Origin of the sequence: Clostridium sp. UBA7503 (assembly GCF_002477055.1) — a bacterium.
GTDB classification, from domain to species: Bacteria; Bacillota; Clostridia; order Clostridiales; family Clostridiaceae; genus Clostridium_J; species Clostridium_J sulfidigenes.
Genome location: NZ_DLNT01000006.1, coordinates 1 through 17,610, shown reverse-complemented (window position 1 = coordinate 17,610; position 17,610 = coordinate 1). Strand labels below are relative to the sequence as shown.

The following is a 17,610-nucleotide window of genomic DNA, read 5'->3' as shown; positions in this document are numbered from 1 at the left end:
ATGGAAAAAATGTTAATTATAATACCAATTATTTTTTATTTAGCACTAAACTTATTTGTAGGAGTTTGGATCAGTAAAAATGCAGCAAAAGAAAATTCTAAAAATGGATTTATTAATAATTACTTCATAGGTGGAAGATCCATGGGAGGGCTTGTTCTTGCTATGACACTAATAGCAACTTATACTAGTGCTAGCAGTTTTATTGGTGGACCTGGAATTGCTTATTCTGTAGGATTAAGCTGGGTATTTGTAGCAGTAACTCAAGTTCCAACAGCATTTTTGACATTGGGAATTTTAGGAAAAAAGCTAGCTATAATATCAAGAAAAATTAATGCTGTAACAGTTACAGATTATTTATACAAAAGATATAAGTCACCCACAGTAGTTATAATGGCATCTATTGCTTTAGTAATATTTTTTATTGTAACTATGGTGGCACAGTTTATTGGAGGAGCTGTACTATTCCAATCTATTACAGGATTTTCTTATTTGGTAGGACTAATTCTTTTCGGTACAATAGTAATTATATATACTACCATTGGAGGCTTTAAAGCAGTAGTAGTTACTGACACAATTCAAGGAATTATAATGATAATAGGTACAGGACTGATTATTTACTCCATTATAAAGGTTGGCGGGGGAATGGATACTATTTCAGCTACTTTAAATGAAGTTAATCCAGTATGGAATACCCCTTTATCTGGAGAACATTTTAGTAAAGGATACATCATGTCCTTTTGGGTATTAGTAGGAGTAGGAACCCTTGGACTTCCTCAAAACACAGTTAGAGCTATGGGATTTAAGAATAGCAAATCTATGCATGATGCCATGATTTATGGAACAGTAGTATTTTTTATTTTAATGTTTGGAATGCTTTTAGCGGGAGTACTTTCTGCAGCAATTCTTCCAAAAGGAATTGCAAATTCAGATACTGTTATTCCAACTTTAGTTATTAATATTATGCATCCTATAGCTGCTGGAATATTTCTTGCAGCACCACTAGCTGCAGTTATGTCAACGGTATCTTCTATGTTAATCTTATCTTCTGCTGCAATTATAAAAGATATATATATGAACTACATTATGAAAAATTATGATGTAAAAGAAGGTAAAGATTTTGAAAAGAAAATATCAAAAATGAGTCTATGGTCCACAGCAATTATAGGGCTTATAGTATTTATTCTTGCAATACAACCTCCATCATTACTTACTTTTATTAATCTATTTGCTTTTGGTGGATTAGAGGCTGCTTTCTTTTGTCCAGTGGTCTTTGGTTTATATTGGAAAAGGGCTAATGCTATGGGGGCTATAATATCTATGATTTGCGGTGTTGGTTCCTTTATAATATTTTACATTACAAAGTTTGCACCAATGGGAGTTCAACCTATAGTGCCCGCGCTTGTGGTAGCTATAATTACATTCTTAATGGGAAGTTATATTGGGAAAAAACCAGATAGAGATGTAATAGAATTATTCTATGGTATAGAAGAATAAAGTGTTTAAATGAGTTTAGAGTTATATCAAAACAAAATTAATGTTTAATTAATATTGTACTTATATTTATTTTAAATGAGTGTACAATATTTAATTAAGATTAGAAAATTGTTTTAATATAACTCTTTTTGTTTTCTATCTTCAATAGTATTGAAAAAATACTAGTAAGTTTTTAATTAAAGATGATACTACAAAATAACTTAAGGTATAATAGAATAATATAGGATTAGAGTTTATTTATAGGAGGAAAGGGAAAATGACCAACATATATTTTATTAGACATTGTGAGCCTGACTTTTCAATTCATGAAGATTTCATTAGACCATTAACAGATAAAGGATTAGAAGATAGTAAAAAAGTAGAGAAAGTATTAAAAAATAAAGAGATTCATGCTATTTACTCTAGTCCATATAAACGTGCAATAGATACCATTAGAAAGTTAGCAAATACTTTAAATTTAGAAGTAAAAACTAAGGATGATTTAAGAGAGAGGACTATTACAGATCAATGGATAGATGATTTTAATGAGTTTGTAAAATGCCAATGGGAGGATTTTGAGTACAAGCTTTCTAAAGGTGAATGTCTTAGACAGGTACAAGAGAGAAATATAAAAGCATTAAAAGAAATATTAGGTGAGGATAAAGACAAGAATGTAGTAATAGGAACTCATGGCACAGCTTTAAGTACAATATTGAATTATTATAATAAAACTTTTGGTTATGAGGAGTTTAATAGAATAAAAAGTATTATGCCTTGGATTATTGTTATGAAATTTAAGGGTGAGGAATTTATAGGGTTTAAAGAAATAGATATAGATTAATGGAGGGTGAACAAAATTGAGAATACTTCATACTGGAGACTGGCATCTAGGAAAAAATCTAGAGGGTAAGAGTAGGATGGATGAGCAAGAGGAGTTTTTAAAGGATTTTGTAAATATAGTAGAAGAAAATAATATAGATTTAGTTATTATTGCAGGAGATGTCTATGATACAAGTAATCCACCAGCTAGAGCTGAAAAAATGTTTTATGATACTTTAAAGAGAATTTCTAGAAATGGTGAAAGGCTAACCCTTGTAATATCGGGAAATCATGATAATCCAGAGAGATTAGTGGCAGCAGGTCCTTTAGCTATGGACCATGGAATAATTATGGTGGGAACTCCAAAAACTGTAGTTCAACCAGGGAGCTATGGAAAACACAGACTTATTGAATCTGGAGAAGGGTTTATTGAAATTGAAGTTAATGGAGAAAGAGCAGTTATATTAACAGTACCCTATCCCAGTGAAAAAAGATTAAATGAAATATTGTATAGTGGCATGGAAAGTGAAGAAGAAAAATTAATGTCTTATAGTGATAGAATACATGAATTATTTCACACTTTAGAAGGTCATTATAGAGAAGACACTATAAATTTAGTAGTATCACATCTCTTTGCCATGGGAAGTGAAGAAAGCGGTTCAGAGAGAAGTATACAACTAGGAGGAAGCTATATAGTAAATGGTAGCTGTTTTCCAGAATCAGCTCAATATATAGCTCTTGGTCATGTGCATAAGCCTCAAATAGTCCCTGGAACTAATAAAAGAGCACGATACTCAGGTTCACCTCTTCATTATAATAAAAAGGAAATTAGCTTTAAAAATAAATGTTTTATAGTAGATGTGAAGGCTGGAGAAGATAGCATTATAGAAGAGGTGGAAATAGAGGTTTATAAGCCCATTGAGGTGTGGAAATGCAATGGAGTAGAGGAAGCTATCTTAAAGTGTGAGGAAAATAAGGATAGAAATTGTTGGGTTTATCTTGAAATTTCTACAGATAGATATATAAATGAAGATGAAATAAAGAAAATGAAGACATTAAAAAGAGATATCCTAGAAATTATGCCTAAGATTATAGGGGTGGAGGAAGAGGATGAGAATTCTAGGAGTCTTTCTGAAAAATCCTTTGAAGAGATATTTAAGGATTTTTATAAAAGAGAAAGAGGAGTAGATGCAGAGGATGAAGTGGTTGATTTACTTATGTCTATAATCTCAGAAGAAGGAGGCGAAGATAATGAAACCAATTAGTCTTAAAATTAAGGGATTGAATAGCTTTAATGAAGAGCAATTTATAGATTTTGAAAAACTTACTGAGCAAGACTTTTTTGGTATATTTGGGCCTACTGGTAGTGGAAAATCTACAGTATTAGATGGAATAACTTTAGCTTTATATGGAGAGGTTTCAAGAAAAAGTTCAAACTTTATAAATACTAATTGTGATAGCTTAGCTTTAAGTTATACCTTTCAAATTTCAGGAGCAAAGTCTAAGAGATATGTTGTGGATAGAGAATTTAAAAGAGATAAGAAAACGGGTAATCCTATATCAGGAAAATGTAAGATAGTAGATATGACTTTAGAGGGGCCCATAATTTTAGCAGATAAGGTGAAGGAAGTTACTGCAACTTGTAGAGAGATTATAGGATTAAGTTTAGAGGATTTTACTAGAACTGTAGTGTTACCTCAAGGGAAATTTAGTGAGTTTTTAAGGTTAGAGGGTAGAACGAGAAGAGATATGCTTGAGAGATTATTTAATTTACAAAAGTATGGAGATAATCTTTCAAGTAAGTTAAAGGCTGAAGTAATCAAGGAAGAAAGTAAATACAAGGAGCTATCTGGTGAGCTTAAGGGTTATGAAAATATAAATGAGGATACATTAAAAGAAAAAGAGGATGAACTAAAAGCTTCAACAGATATACTAAAAAAAGGTAATGAGGAACTTAAGAAGTTAGCAGAAGATTTTAAGGAAAAAGAAGAAGTTTGGAAGTTAAGCTTAGATATTAAAGACTATGAGGAAAAGAAAAAAGCTCTAATGGGAAAAGCTGAAGGAATAGAAGAGTATAAGGAAAAACTAAAAATTGGTGAAGGTGCAGCTAGGGTTTTACCTTATATAGAAAGCTATGAAAATACTCTAAGAGATTTAAAAGCCTCGAAGGAAAAGGAAAATGCGTTAAATCTCCAATATGAAAAATTAAAAGTAGAAAAAGATGAACTAGAAAGTAAGTGGAATTTTTGGAGAAAGAAAAAGGATAAGGAATTACCTGACTTAAAAGTAAAAGAAGAAAAGGTTAAGGATGCTTTAATAGAAAAGAAAAATTTAGATGATTTAAAAGTTAATATTAGTGAGTTAAGAGAAAGTGTTAAAAGTTTAAATGAGCAGGGACAGAAAGCTCAGGGAGAAATAGATATTTTAGATAAAAGAATTCTTAAAGGTGGAAATGTTATAAAAGAAACTGAGATGAAGTTTGAAGCCCTTAAGATAGATAGTTACTTAAAGGAAAAGGTTCAAAGGGGTATTAGACTTAATGAAAGATTTTTAGACTTAAAAGCTTTAGTAGATAAAGATAGATTAACCTTAACAAAACTTAAAAAGTTTATGGAAGAAGAACACGTAAAAGAGGATTTATGCAGAGAAGAATTTAGTAAAAAGGAAGCATTGCTTATAGAAAAGGAAGAGGAGTTAGAGAAACTAATTAATACTTGTCCAGGAGAATCTACTGATCTTTTGAATCTTCAAAGAAGTATATCTGAGGAAACAGAAAAGACTAAAAGATATAGCATTGCAACTGAAGTTATTATAAGCTCAGAAGAAATTATTAAAAGTTTAAGGGAAGCAGTAAATAAATATGAGAAAAATAAGTCTAGTATAGATGAGGCCATTAAAGGTTTAAAAGCAGAAATATTAGAGCTACAGGTTGAGACTTTAGCAAGTGAGCTTAGAGAAAATTTAAATAAGGGTGAACCTTGTCCTGTTTGTGGTTCTTTAGAGCATCATGTTGAGAATATAAGGCATATAGAAAACCTAGACTTAACTGGAAAAAATGAAAAACTGCATAACTTTGAAAATCAACTTAAGGAAATAGAAATGAATATTACTAGGGACAACACTAAAATCTTAAATTTAGAAGAAAACATTAAGGCTAAAGAACTAGAAATAAAAGCTTTAGGGGATGATTTTAAAGTTGGGAATCTAGTAATATTAGAAGATAAATTTAAAGAACTAGATAAAGAACTTTCACAGTATAATAAAAATAAAGAAGTTTTAGAGACTGTTATAAAAACCTTAAAAGAAGAAAAACTATCCTTAGAAGGAAAAAGAAATACTATTAAATCAGTAGTAGAAGAAAAGGAAAAGCAATATAAGGATGTAGAGCTAGAATTTAATAAAAATACTCTATCTTGTAGTGATTTAGAAAATGATATTAGTAGCATAAAAAATTCTATCAATGTAGAAAATTTTGAAGAAAAAAATGAAGAAATATTAAGGATAGAAAAAGAAAGAGAAGAGTTAGAAAAGAACATAAGAAAGTATAGAAAGGGATTAGATGATCTAATAGATAGCAAGGAATCCCTACAAATAAGCATAAATTCTCTTAGAGAAAACTTAGCTAAAGAGAAATCTGCCCTTATAGAAAAAGAAAAAAGTGCAGAGGAGAAGGAGCTTCAAATAAAAGCTAAGGTAGGAGAACTCGATAATCTCAAGGACTTATTAGTGCAGCTTCAGGAAGAAATAAAGACTATAGAAGATTCCTTTAATGATTATGATAAGAAAAAGGAATCCATGGAAAAAGACTTTAAAAGCTGTAATGAAGCTTTAATAGAAATCATAAGTAAGGTTAGACAGTTAGTTAAACGAGAGGAAGAAGAAAGAACTTACTTGAAGGATTGCTTAAGGAAGGAAAGTTTTGAAGATATAGAGCAGGTTAAAGATAATGTAATTTCTAAGGTGGAAATAGAGAGATTAAAGACATTTATTGAAGAGTACAATAATAGCATATCCAAGGTTAATGGGGCTATTGAAAGCTTACTTATAAAGATAAATGGAAGAGAAGTAAGTGAAGAAGCTTGGCAGCAGGTTCAAGAAGAAAAGGCTATAAAAGAAGAGGAAATTAAAGCTTTTACGGAAGTAAATATAAGATGTTCAGAAGAAGTTAATTATATAAAGAAAAAACTATTGGAGTTAAAGGAATTGTTAGATAAAAAAGAAAAATTAGATCATAAATTAGCTCTTCTTGATGATTTAGAAAAGCTATTTAAGGGTAAAAAGTTTGTTGAGTTTGTAGCTGCTACTAGACTAAAATATGTATCCATGGAAGCCTCTAAAAGACTTAAGGAAATTACTAGTGGAACTTATGGTTTAGAAGTAGATGAACAGGGCAAATTCATAATAAGAGACTATAAAAATGGAGGAGTCTCAAGGGATGCATCCACACTTTCAGGGGGAGAGACATTCCTAACATCCTTAGCTTTAGCCTTAGCACTATCCTCAGAAATTCAACTTAAGGGAACAGCACCCTTAGAGCTATTCTTCTTAGATGAAGGCTTTGGAACACTAGATGATGACTTACTAGAAGTAGTTATGAACTCCTTAGAGAGAATTCATAATGATAAACTTAAGGTAGGAATAATAAGTCACGTAGAATCTATAAAAAATAGGGTACCAGTAAAATTAGTTATTACTCCAGCGGAATCAGGTAGAGGTGGAAGTAAAGTTAAGATTGAAAGAAGTTAATTGCAACAATGATTTTTAATGTTATAATAGATTATTGGCATTAAGAGAAATGTAAATGAGGATGCAACTTAAGACAAGAAGTTTTATTGGTTAAATACAAACTCTATGTATGGCAAAATAAATATGTAAAGTGAGAAAAAGATATGAGATATGAAAGATTAGAAAAGCAAATAAATAGACTAGACAATGATATTGATGCTATGGGAGTAGCTAAGAAGTATTTATCAAATATTGATGAAATTAATGAGGTAATTAAAGAATTAAATGAAAAAAGAATAGGACTTGCTAATGAGCTGTATTTTGAAGATCATTCATCCTATGCTCAATGTTGTATAGAGATAAGTAATGTAATTGATAGACCTCTTGGTCAAGAATCACAAGCTGAATTACTTGAGACTATAAAGGTAATATTTGGAAGAAAATCTCCGAATGTAAGCAAAAAAAGTTATGGGCTTAATGCTTGGCTTAAAGAACTGGATATAGAATATAAGTGGATTGAAAAAGAAAATGAAGATTGGGCTACGTTAATAATAAGTGGATTTGGATTACACGAATAAAATAAAAATATATTCTTAATTTTATATTGACGAAATAAATATATTTGTATATTATAGATAATAATATCAATAATAGCTATGATGAGAAAAGTAGATATTTAATTTCTTTTACAGAGAGCTCCAGGTGCTGAAAAGGAGTAAAGAAGTATTTATCGAAACAAGGCTCTGAGCTTCATACGGATTCTTTAAAGATGATGCTATGACGTAGGTCTACGTTACAGGACTAGAGTATAAGTATTTTTAATACCGTACTTGATAAGATTGATATGGTGACATATCTATGAATTTAGGTGGCAACGCGAAAATATAACTCTCGCCCTAAGGACTATAACAGTCCTAGGGTGGGAGTTTTTAAGTTTCACTCCAAATTTTATATTTGGTTAAGTGAAACTTACTCCTTGGAACGTATGTGAGAAGGAGTTTCTTTACGAGCAAAGCGAGAAAGTTGCCTTAGCAACATTACTCTAAATCTTTGATTTAGCTAAGTAAAACTTAAGTGAACATCTAAATCTATGATTTAGTCATGTGAACTTACTCATTTGAACGAAGTGAAAGGGAGTTTCATATTGCTAAAGATGTGAGAATGAGTTTCCTCGAGAGCAAAGCGAGAAAGTTGCATTAGCAACGTCACTCTAAATTTTATATTTGGTTAAGTGAAAAACTATAAAATCTTAAAATTAAAATTTATATATAAATTGGAGGTGAATTTAGTAAAGCGTGAAAAAAGCTTTACTAAGAGGATATGTGTAATGAAAATGATTCTTTAAACTTTGTAGATAGACTAGTGAAGGAAGATATTAATGAGGGAGAATGTGATGAAATTCATACTCGGTTTCCTCCTGAACCTAATGGATATCTCCATATAGGAAGTGCTTATGCAATAAATATAAGCTATGGAATTGCTAAAAAGTATAATGGGAAATTCAACTTAAGATTTGATGATACTAACCCAGGTAAAGAAGACCATGAGTATGTAGATGCTATTATGGAAGATATGAAGTGGATGGGATTTGACTATGAGGATAGACTTTTTTATGGTTCAGATTACAGTGAAAAAATATATAACTATGCTTTATATTTAATAAGAAAGGGAAAGGCTTATGTATGTAATTTAACTCCCGATGAAGTAAGAGAGTATAGGGGAACTTTAACAACACCAGGTAAAAATAGTCCTTATAGAGATAGAACTATTGAAGAAAACTTAGAGTTATTTGATAAAATGAAGGCTGGTAAATATAAAGAGGGAGAAGCTGTGTTAAGAGCAAAAATAGATATGACAAGTCCCAATATGAATATGAGAGACCCAGTTATTTATAGAATATCCTATACGCAACACTATAAAACTGGTACTCAATGGTGCATATACCCTATGTATGACTATGCTCATCCAATTCAAGACTATATTGAAGGGGTTTCTCATTCTTTATGTTCTAATGAATTCAAAGATCATAGACCTCTTTATGAATGGGTTTTAAATGAGTTAGATTTAGATAATCCAAAACCAAGACAAATTGAATTTGGAAGAATGAATTTAAGTGGAGTAGTTACAAGTAAGAGATATTTAAAGATGTTAGTAGCTAGTGGAGAAGTTGATGGATGGGATGATCCAAGACTTTCAACTTTAAAGGGAATGAGAAGAAGAGGGTATACACCAGAGGCAATTTTAAACTTTTTAAGAGAAATTGGAGTTGCTAAGGCTGATACTTTAGTAGATGTTGCTATGCTAGAGAACTCTTTAAGACAAGATTTGAAATTAAGGGTACCTTCTGTTATGGCAGTTCTTAATCCAATAAAAGTTGTAGTAACAAATTTGCCAGAAGAACATTTAGAGTATTTAACCATTGAAAATAATGGTGAAAATGAAGACTTAGGTAAGAGAAAGATGCCTTTTACTAAAGAATTGTATATTGAAAGAGAGGATTTTAGTGAAAATCCACCTAAGAAATATAATAGATTAGTATTAGATGGAGAAGTTAGACTTAAGGGAGCATATTTTATAAAGTGTAATGAGGTAATAAAGAATGAATCTGGTGAAATAGTAGAGCTTAGATGTAGCTATGATCCAGAGACTAAGAGTGGTAGCGGTTTTACTGGAAGAAAAGTTAAGGGAACAATTCACTGGGTAAGTGCAAAGTATGGAGTACCTTGTGAAGTTAGATTGTTTGAAAATTTATTTAATGATGCTCCATCAGGAGATAATTTATTTGAATATATAAATAAAAATTCCTTAGAAGTAAAGAAAAATGCAATTATTGAACCAGCAGCGCTTAGACTAAACGAAGAAGGTAGATTTCAGTTTATAAGACATGGATACTTTATAAGAGATACTAGATTATCTAAAGGAAAGCTAGTATTTAATAGAACTGTATCTTTAAAGAGCTCTTATAAAAAGTAAGTCAGTGTATATAAGAAAAATCCATTAGAAATAAAGTATAGAAAATAGCCCAAGGGATAAAGAAAATCCTTTGGGCTATTTTTATATAAGTAGGATAAGAAATTACATTAGTTTTTCCTGTATTATTTTGTGTAATTATCGAAATAACCTTGGATGAAGATTATAGGAGTTCCCTTATCTCCACTTCCAGAAGTTAAGTCAGATAATGAACCTATAAGATCAGTAAGTCTTCTTGGAGTAGTACCTTGTGATTCCATAGCACCTACTAAATCAGATTCTTTATTTTTAATATATTCAGAGATAGCAGACTTAAGTTCTTCACCTTTTAAATCAGCAAAGTTATTATCAGCAAGATATTTTAACTTAACTTCATTTGGTGTTCCTTCAAGTCCTGGAGTATATGCAGGTGATACAACTGGGTCTGCAAGTTCCCAAATCTTACCTACTGGGTCTTTGAATGCTCCATCTCCATAAATCATAACTTCAACAGTTTTTCCAGTTTTCTCTTTAATCATAGCTTGTATGGTATCAACTACCGGTTGGCAGTTACGAGGGAAAAGTTTAACTGTTTCCTCTGTAGATTTGTTTGAGCCTAAAAGTCCATAAGCTTCATTGAATCCACTACCATCAATTGATGAAGATAAAATATCATCAAGACTATAAATCTTTTCTCCACCATTTGCCTTAAGTATTTTCTTAGTTCTGAATCTAGTGTGAATGTCACAAGTAAGTACACTCTTCGTATAATCTAATATAGTTTTTGGATTATTTGAGAATATAACTTCACACTCTATTCCATAGCTTTCAACTAGAGATTTGTAATATTCAATATAATCAACACCGGTAAATGGATGTTTATTAAATCCAAAGTGTCCACGGAATTGCTTTTCAGTTAGAACATCTGTCCAAGGATTAACTCCTTTTTCATCTAGGATATCTAAGTCTACTAAATGGTTACCAACTTCATCAGAAGGATAGCTAAGCATTAAAACAATTTTCTTAGCACCCTTTGCAATACCACGAAGGCATATAGCAAAACGGTTACGGCTTAATATTGGGAATATTACTCCCACAGTATCTTCACCAAACTTTGAGCTTACATCTTTAGCAATATTGTCTATAGAAGCATAGTTTCCTTGTGCACGAGCAACTACAGATTCAGTTACAGTAACTACATCTTTATCATTAATTGAGAAACCTTCAACTTTAGCAGCAGTTAGCACGCTATCTACAACGATTTCTTCAATGTTATCTCCTTTGTTTATGATTGGGCAACGAAGTCCTCTAACAACAGTTCCAACGACTCTTTCCAATTATAACATCTCCTTTATGTAAAATTACATTAATTTTTAAAACCTACACTTGTAATATACACCATTTTAGTGGTATAAGTAAAATAAATAGATTAAATAGTAGATATAAGGAGTGCTTATATGATAAGTAAATTAGATTTATATAAGGTGTTTTGTATGGTGGGAAAGCATGAAAGTTTTTCAAGGGCTGCTAAAGAGTTATACATGACTCAACCCGCAGTAAGTCAATCTATTATGCAATTAGAAAGAGAACTAGATATAAGGCTTTTCACAAGAACTTCTAAAGGGGTTATACTTACAAATGAGGGGCGAATTTTATTTGAATATGCTAGCTCTGCCATGAATTTGATACATGTTGGAGAAGATAAAATTTTAAAAATTAAAAATATGATGATAGGAGATTTAAAAATAGGTGTAGGAGATACCATATCAAGATATTTTTTATTACCCTATTTAGAACAATTTCACAAGGAATATCCCAATATTAAGTTTAAAATAATAAATGCCACAACCTTAGAGCTTTGTGCTAGTGTAAAGTCAGGGGAAATAGATATTGCAATTTGTAATTTTCCTATTGAAGATTCCGCACTGGAACTTAGAGAATGCATGGATATTCATGATATATTTGTCTGTGGAAATAAGTACAAGAACCGTTGCTCTAGACCCATTAGCCTCGAAGAAATAACAAAATTACCATTAATATTATTAGAATCTAAATCTATATCAAGGCAATACATAGAAAAATATATGTTATCTAAAGGAATTAAAATTACTGCTGAAATCGAATTAGGATCTTATGATTTATTATTAGAATTTGCAAGGGCAAACTTAGGAATAGCCTGTGTTATTAAAGAATTTTCAAAAGAATATTTAGAAAAGGGAACAGTATATAAAGTGAAATTAAAAGAAGAAATACCTAAAAGAAGTATAGGGCTATGTTTTTTAAAGAGTGTGTCCCTTTCTCCAGCAACTACAAAATTTATTGAAATACTAGAGCATAAAACAGACATATAGGACAAAAACATATACAAAAATAGAATATACCCTGAAAGCTTAACACACAAAATAGAGAATTACTTTACAGGGTATTTTGTATTAACTAAAAATGACTACTTACTTCTTCTCTTTCAATTCTTTTTACATCTTTTAATCTTAAATGAGTTACGTCCAAAATTTTATCATAGGATTCGCCATCTATAAGCATTTGTTTAGCTTTTTCACGTAGCTCAGGGTTATCTTCTAATTTCATAAATTTAACCTCCTTCAACATTTCGTTCAACTTTATTTTGTGATTATTATAAAAAACTATTCATATATATAGGAGCGCAATTAGGTATTTATTGAATGGTATAGTTGAATTTGTAAATCCACAATGATATAATAAATATAATTTAATAGATAGCTAGGGGTGCCAATTTGGCTGAGAAGGAAAATCCTAACTCTAAGAACCTGATATGGTTAGTACCATCGTAGGGAAGCAAATAATAAGTCTTATTTTTATATAAAATAAAAGCCTTGCTTATGCAAAATTAGTATTTTTATAAAAGCTTGAGTAAAGATACAATTTTAATTATTAATATCTAAGCTTAAATAAGAAGATATTGTTATATGAGTTATTGAGATTTTCAACACCTAGCACTTGTTAGGTGTTTTTTGTTTGTAAAGATAATTTAGTTAATGTATACAGGTATTGAAAGAAGGTGAAAATATGGAGGTTAATGGGAAAAGTGTAGATATGAATGGAATAACTACTATAAGCAGTTTGCTAAGTAAGTTAGATGTTAATGAAGAAAAGGTAGTAGTGGAATTAAATAAAGAAATAGTACCAAGAGAAAATTATTGGGAAATATATTTAAAAGAGGAGGATATTATAGAAGTTATATCTTTTGTAGGGGGAGGCTAAAGAGAAATTATAAATATATTTCAAAAGACTTTTACAGAAAGATGTAGAGTGGTGGATTTGTTTGAAAGAGAAGATTAAAATTAAAGTTAATGAAAACATAGAAGAAGTTAATAAGGGTGAAACATGTCTTGGTTTAAAGGATAGGCTTAAGCCTAGTTGTGATGTGGTGATACTAAATGGATTTCCTTTAATTAAAGATAAGATATTAAAGGAAGGTGACAACATTGTTTTTATAAAGAGAGGACAAGTTCCAAGTAAAAGTGAACTTAGAGGTGTTATGATGGCAAGGCATACACCAGGGGTACATGAAAAAGTATCAAAGGCAAGAGTAGCCATTGCAGGTGTAGGAGGCCTTGGGTCCAATATTGCTATATCCTTAGCACGGTTAGGAGTGGGATTTATAAGAATAATAGATTTTGATGTGGTAGAACCATCAAATTTAAATAGACAGCAATACTTAATAAGAGATATAGGAGAATATAAGGTTATTGCTTTAAAAAAACAACTCTTAGACATAAATCCATTTATAGAGATAAATGAAAAAATTGAGAAAATAGAAAAGGGGAATATAAAAGAATTATTTGAAGATGTAGATATTGTGTTAGAAGCTTTTGATAGTGCAAATTATAAAGCAATGTTGTGTAATGAGATATTAACTAAAGTTAAGGAATCAGTCCTTATAGCATCATCAGGTATGGCAGGCTTTTATTCTTCTAATGATATACAAACTAAAAAGATAAACAATAGGTTTTATATTTGTGGAGATAGAGTAAATGAAGCTAAAGAAGGATCTGGACTCATGGCACCAAGGGTAGCAATATGTGCAAATCATATGGCAAATATGGCACTTAGAATTATGTTGAAAGAAGGGAAAAGTTAAAATGGAAGATATGTTAAAAATAGGTGGAGTAGAATTAAAAAATAGATTATTTGTAGGTACAGGTAAGTATCCGTCTAATAAACTTATAAAGGAAGTCTTGAGTGAAAGTAATTCACAGGTTATTACCTTGGCCTTAAGAAGGATAGATTTAGATAATAAGGAAGAAGATATTTTATCTAATATACCTAAGGATGTTATTTTATTGCCCAATACATCAGGGGCAACTAATGCAGAAGAGGCAGTTAGGATTGCAAGAATTGCCAAAGCTATGGGATGTGGTAACTGGATAAAAATTGAGGTTATATCGGATTCAAAGTATCTGCTTCCGGATAATGAGGAAACTATAAAAGCTACAGAAATATTAGCTAAAGAAGGATTTACAGTACTCCCATATATGTGTCCAGATTTATATGCAGGGAGAAGATTAATAGAAGCGGGAGCATCGGCGGTTATGCCTTTAGGAGCACCTATAGGAAGTAATAGAGGTATAAGAACTAAGGAACTTATTGAAATAATGATAGATGAACTAGATATTCCAATTATAGTTGATGCTGGAATAGGAAAGCCATCACAAGCAATGGAAGCTATGGAAATGGGAGCAGCGGCATGTCTTGTTAATACAGCTATAGCTTCTTCAAAAAATCCAGCTAATATGGCAAAAGCCTTTAGTATGGCAGTAGAAGGTGGACGACTTGCTTATTTATCAAAATTTGGGACTGTTTCTAAAAGTGGAAATGCATCCTCACCATTGACAGGATTTTTAGGAGAGTAAAAAAACTTTACACTAACGGAAAATTTGAGGAGATGAAAAAATGAGTTTTTATAGTACCATAGAAAAATTTAAGGGTTTTGACTTTAATAGATATTGGAGTAGGGTAAAAATAGAAGATGTAGAGAGAAGTATTAATGAAAAAAATCCAAATTATGAGGACTTGCTTAATTTATTATCACCAGTAGCAGAAAAAGTATTAGAAGATATGGCAGTAAAGGCAAGGGAATTATCGTTAAGACACTTTGGAAGAACTATTTTATTATATACTCCAATTTATATTTCAAATTATTGTGTTAATAAATGCTCTTATTGTGGATATAATCTTGAAAATTCTATAAGTAGAAAAAAGCTAACTTTGGAGGAAATAAAATCAGAATCAGAAGCAGTTGCTAAACAAGGATTTAAGCACATTATTCTATTAACAGGAGAAAGTCAAATTCATTCCCCAACTAGGTATATAGTAGATGCTATAAAAGTAATGAAAGAATACTTTCCATCTATAACCTTAGAGGTACAGCCTTTAAGTGAAGAGGATTATAAAAAAACTGTAGAAGTGGGAGCAGAAGGTCTTACTGTATACCAAGAAACCTATGATGAAGAAATTTATGATAGAGTTCATTTATCAGGACCTAAAAAGAATTATAAATTTAGATTAGATACTCCAGAAAGAGGAGCAAGAGCTGGAATGAGAAGTATAAGTATAGGAGCTCTTCTTGGACTAGGTGATTTTAGAAGAGATGCTTTTTTCACAACTCTTCATGGAGAGTATATTAGAAAGAAATATCCCCATGTAGAAGTGACTTATTCACCTCCAAGAATCAGACCTTGTGAGGGAGGATTAAAAGAGTTAAATCCAGTGGAAGATAAAAAAATGGTACAAGTTATGTTAGCTTATAAAATCTTTGCACAGCAAAGTGGAATAAATGTTTCTACACGAGAAGATCATGAAATGAGAAAAAACCTTATACCTTTAGGAATCACCAAGATGAGTGCAGGTGTGTCTACAGAGGTTGGAGGTCATGGATTAAAAACTAAAGGTACATCACAATTTTCCATAAATGATGAAGGTTCAGTAGAAGAAATAAAAGAAATGATAATAGAAGCAGGGTTTCAACCAATATTTAAGGATTGGGAAAGAATTTGATTTACCTAATAACAAATAGGCATTTAGTTAGTGAAGAGAAATATTTTAAAACCCTGCAAGAAGCTTCACTGGCTGGTGTGGATAGAATAATATTAAGAGAAAAAGATTTAGATGATGAAGAATTAGAAAGACTTTATTATAAAATAAAGGAGCTGGTAATTGGAAGTGCTGAGATAATAATAAATTCTAATATGAAAATTTATGAAAAAGTAAAGGAAAGAACTGTTCATCTATCTTTTAAAGATTTTATGAATTTAGATAATAAAAAGAAATTTAATGTAGGAGTTTCTGTACATTCTTTAGAAGAAGGTATAATGGCAGATAAAAAGGGATGTAGCTATATACTAGCATCACATATATTTCCTACGAAATGTAAAGACGGATTAAAGCCTAAGGGTGTGGAATTTATTCAAGAATTAAAGAAGGTAGTTACTTGTCCAATTATAGCATTAGGTGGAATATCCCCTGAAAATGCGCAAAGTGTAATAGATGCTGGAGCTCATGGAGTGGCATTAATGTCTACATTTTTCTATTGTGAAGACGTATATGACCTAGTTAGAACTTTAAAATACTAATAGTTGTTTCTAAATAATAAAAATTATCCATTGCAAATATATCTTCTATTATAGTATCATTGTATTAAAGTTAGATTATTGAAATTTAAATTACAAGGGATATAGAAATAGAATACAAAATTAGAAGTTTTGCAATAATAGAAGATGGAGGTAATGAAAATGTTAAATATAGGATGTCACTTATCTACAACTAAGGGCTTTGAAAATATGGGAAAGGAAGCACTTTCAATTGGAGCAAATACCTTTCAATTCTTTACTAGAAATCCTAGGGGGGGAAAGGCAAAGGCTATAGATGAAAAAGATGTTGCTGCCCTTTTAAGAATAATGGAAGAAAATAAATTTGCTACTATACTGGCTCATGCACCTTACACATTGAATGCTTGTTCAGCAGATGAAAACACTAGAAAATTTGCTTTAGAAATGATGACAGATGATTTATTAAGAATGGAGTACTTACCTAATAATCTATATAATTTTCATCCAGGCAGTCATGTTAAACAAGGAGTAGAAGTTGGAATTAATTATATTGTAGATATGCTTAATGCAGTTATTAAGCCGCAGCAGACTACTACTGTGTTATTAGAAACCATGGCAGGTAAGGGCACAGAAGTAGGTAGAAATTTTGAAGAAATAGCTGAAATTATTAATAGAGTAGAGCTAAAGGATCATATGGGAGTATGTCTTGATACCTGTCACGTATATGATGCAGGATATGATATAGTTAATAATTTAGATGGAGTTTTAGAAGAGTTTGATAGATTAATAGGCTTAGAAAGATTGAAAGCAATTCATTTAAATGATAGCAAAAATCCTTTTGAAAGTCATAAGGATAGACATGAAAAAATTGGTGAAGGTTTTTTAGGAATTGAAGCCATTATTAATATTATTAATCATCCTAAATTATGCAACTTGCCATTTTTCCTTGAAACTCCAAATGACCTTGAGGGATATGGAAAAGAGATAGAAATATTAAGAAAGAAGGCTCTTAATTAACAGTTAAGAGCCTTCTTTCTTAAGTGCGCCCAGCATGGGC

At 30.9% G+C, this 17,610-nt stretch carries 15 protein-coding genes, 1 riboswitch and 1 other annotated feature; of the genes, 13 read left to right on the top strand and 2 right to left on the bottom strand.

All coding sequences use genetic code 11. The annotated features are described in order from the left end of the window. From panF to B3630_RS00620, 6 genes are all read left to right on the top strand, one after another. Entirely contained in the window at nt 1-1,494 is a 1,494-nt protein-coding gene (panF, locus tag B3630_RS00645) for a sodium/pantothenate symporter (RefSeq protein WP_346894591.1), read from the top strand. Between the two features lie 256 nt (nt 1,495-1,750). After that, nucleotides 1,751-2,314, top strand: a complete 564-nt coding sequence (locus B3630_RS00640; RefSeq protein WP_346894589.1) for a histidine phosphatase family protein — start codon at nt 1,751-1,753, stop codon at nt 2,312-2,314. 16 nt (nt 2,315-2,330) lie between these two features. Further along, the gene (locus B3630_RS00635) at nt 2,331-3,557 is read left to right on the top strand and encodes an exonuclease SbcCD subunit D (RefSeq protein ID WP_346894587.1); all 1,227 of its coding nucleotides are present in this window, start codon (nt 2,331-2,333) and stop codon (nt 3,555-3,557) included. After that, on the top strand, nt 3,544-7,038 hold the full coding sequence (locus tag B3630_RS00630) for an AAA family ATPase (protein ID WP_346894585.1): 3,495 nt from the start codon (nt 3,544-3,546) through the stop codon (nt 7,036-7,038). Before B3630_RS00635 ends, B3630_RS00630 begins: the two co-directional genes overlap by 14 nt. 143 nt (nt 7,039-7,181) lie before the next feature. Beyond that, the gene (locus B3630_RS00625; protein WP_346894583.1) at nt 7,182-7,595 is read left to right on the top strand and encodes a hypothetical protein; all 414 of its coding nucleotides are present in this window, start codon (nt 7,182-7,184) and stop codon (nt 7,593-7,595) included. A 69-nt stretch (nt 7,596-7,664) separates the two neighbouring features. After that, nucleotides 7,665-7,919 (top strand) — a binding site (T-box leader). A gap of 418 nt (nt 7,920-8,337) precedes the next feature. Beyond that, the gene (locus B3630_RS00620; RefSeq protein WP_346894581.1) at nt 8,338-9,990 is read left to right on the top strand and encodes a glutamine--tRNA ligase/YqeY domain fusion protein; all 1,653 of its coding nucleotides are present in this window, start codon (nt 8,338-8,340) and stop codon (nt 9,988-9,990) included. 122 nt (nt 9,991-10,112) lie between these two features. On the opposite strand, the gene B3630_RS00615 is transcribed toward B3630_RS00620, so the two are convergent. Beyond that, the gene (locus tag B3630_RS00615) at nt 10,113-11,303 is read right to left on the bottom strand and encodes a coenzyme F420-0:L-glutamate ligase (protein ID WP_346894579.1); all 1,191 of its coding nucleotides are present in this window, start codon (nt 11,301-11,303) and stop codon (nt 10,113-10,115) included. Between the two features lie 120 nt (nt 11,304-11,423). On the opposite strand from B3630_RS00615, the gene B3630_RS00610 reads away from it, so the two are divergent. After that, a complete protein-coding gene (locus tag B3630_RS00610; protein ID WP_346894577.1) occupies nt 11,424-12,317 on the top strand; it encodes a LysR family transcriptional regulator in 894 nt (297 codons plus the stop codon). A gap of 85 nt (nt 12,318-12,402) precedes the next feature. Here B3630_RS00610 and B3630_RS00605 read toward each other — a convergent pair whose 3' ends face one another. Further along, nucleotides 12,403-12,552 carry a hypothetical protein gene (locus B3630_RS00605; RefSeq protein ID WP_346894575.1) on the bottom strand — a complete coding sequence of 50 codons (150 nt, stop codon included), beginning with the start codon at nt 12,550-12,552 and terminating at the stop codon, nt 12,403-12,405. 145 nt (nt 12,553-12,697) lie between these two features. Continuing rightward, a riboswitch (TPP riboswitch) is annotated at nt 12,698-12,796 on the top strand. Between the two features lie 215 nt (nt 12,797-13,011). Between B3630_RS00605 and thiS the strand changes: the two genes are divergently transcribed. The 6 genes from thiS to B3630_RS00575 all read left to right on the top strand — a co-directional run bounded on the left by thiS (nt 13,012) and on the right by B3630_RS00575 (nt 17,570). Then, a complete protein-coding gene (gene thiS / locus B3630_RS00600) occupies nt 13,012-13,206 on the top strand; it encodes a sulfur carrier protein ThiS (protein WP_346894573.1) in 195 nt (64 codons plus the stop codon). Nucleotides 13,207-13,279: 73 nt separating this feature from the next. Next, nucleotides 13,280-14,086 carry a sulfur carrier protein ThiS adenylyltransferase ThiF gene (thiF, locus tag B3630_RS00595; RefSeq protein ID WP_346894803.1) on the top strand — a complete coding sequence of 269 codons (807 nt, stop codon included), beginning with the start codon at nt 13,280-13,282 and terminating at the stop codon, nt 14,084-14,086. A gap of 1 nt (nt 14,087) precedes the next feature. Continuing rightward, on the top strand, nt 14,088-14,858 hold the full coding sequence (locus B3630_RS00590; RefSeq protein WP_346847546.1) for a thiazole synthase: 771 nt from the start codon (nt 14,088-14,090) through the stop codon (nt 14,856-14,858). Between the two features lie 40 nt (nt 14,859-14,898). Continuing rightward, nucleotides 14,899-16,002 carry a 2-iminoacetate synthase ThiH gene (gene thiH, locus B3630_RS00585; protein WP_346894571.1) on the top strand — a complete coding sequence of 368 codons (1,104 nt, stop codon included), beginning with the start codon at nt 14,899-14,901 and terminating at the stop codon, nt 16,000-16,002. Beyond that, the gene (locus tag B3630_RS00580; protein WP_346894569.1) at nt 15,999-16,577 is read left to right on the top strand and encodes a thiamine phosphate synthase; all 579 of its coding nucleotides are present in this window, start codon (nt 15,999-16,001) and stop codon (nt 16,575-16,577) included. The genes thiH and B3630_RS00580 overlap by 4 nt, the downstream gene beginning before the upstream one ends. 159 nt (nt 16,578-16,736) lie before the next feature. After that, nucleotides 16,737-17,570 (top strand): deoxyribonuclease IV, encoded by an 834-nt coding sequence (locus tag B3630_RS00575; protein ID WP_346894567.1) that lies wholly within the window; start codon nt 16,737-16,739, stop codon nt 17,568-17,570. Nucleotides 17,571-17,610 lie beyond the last annotated feature (40 nt).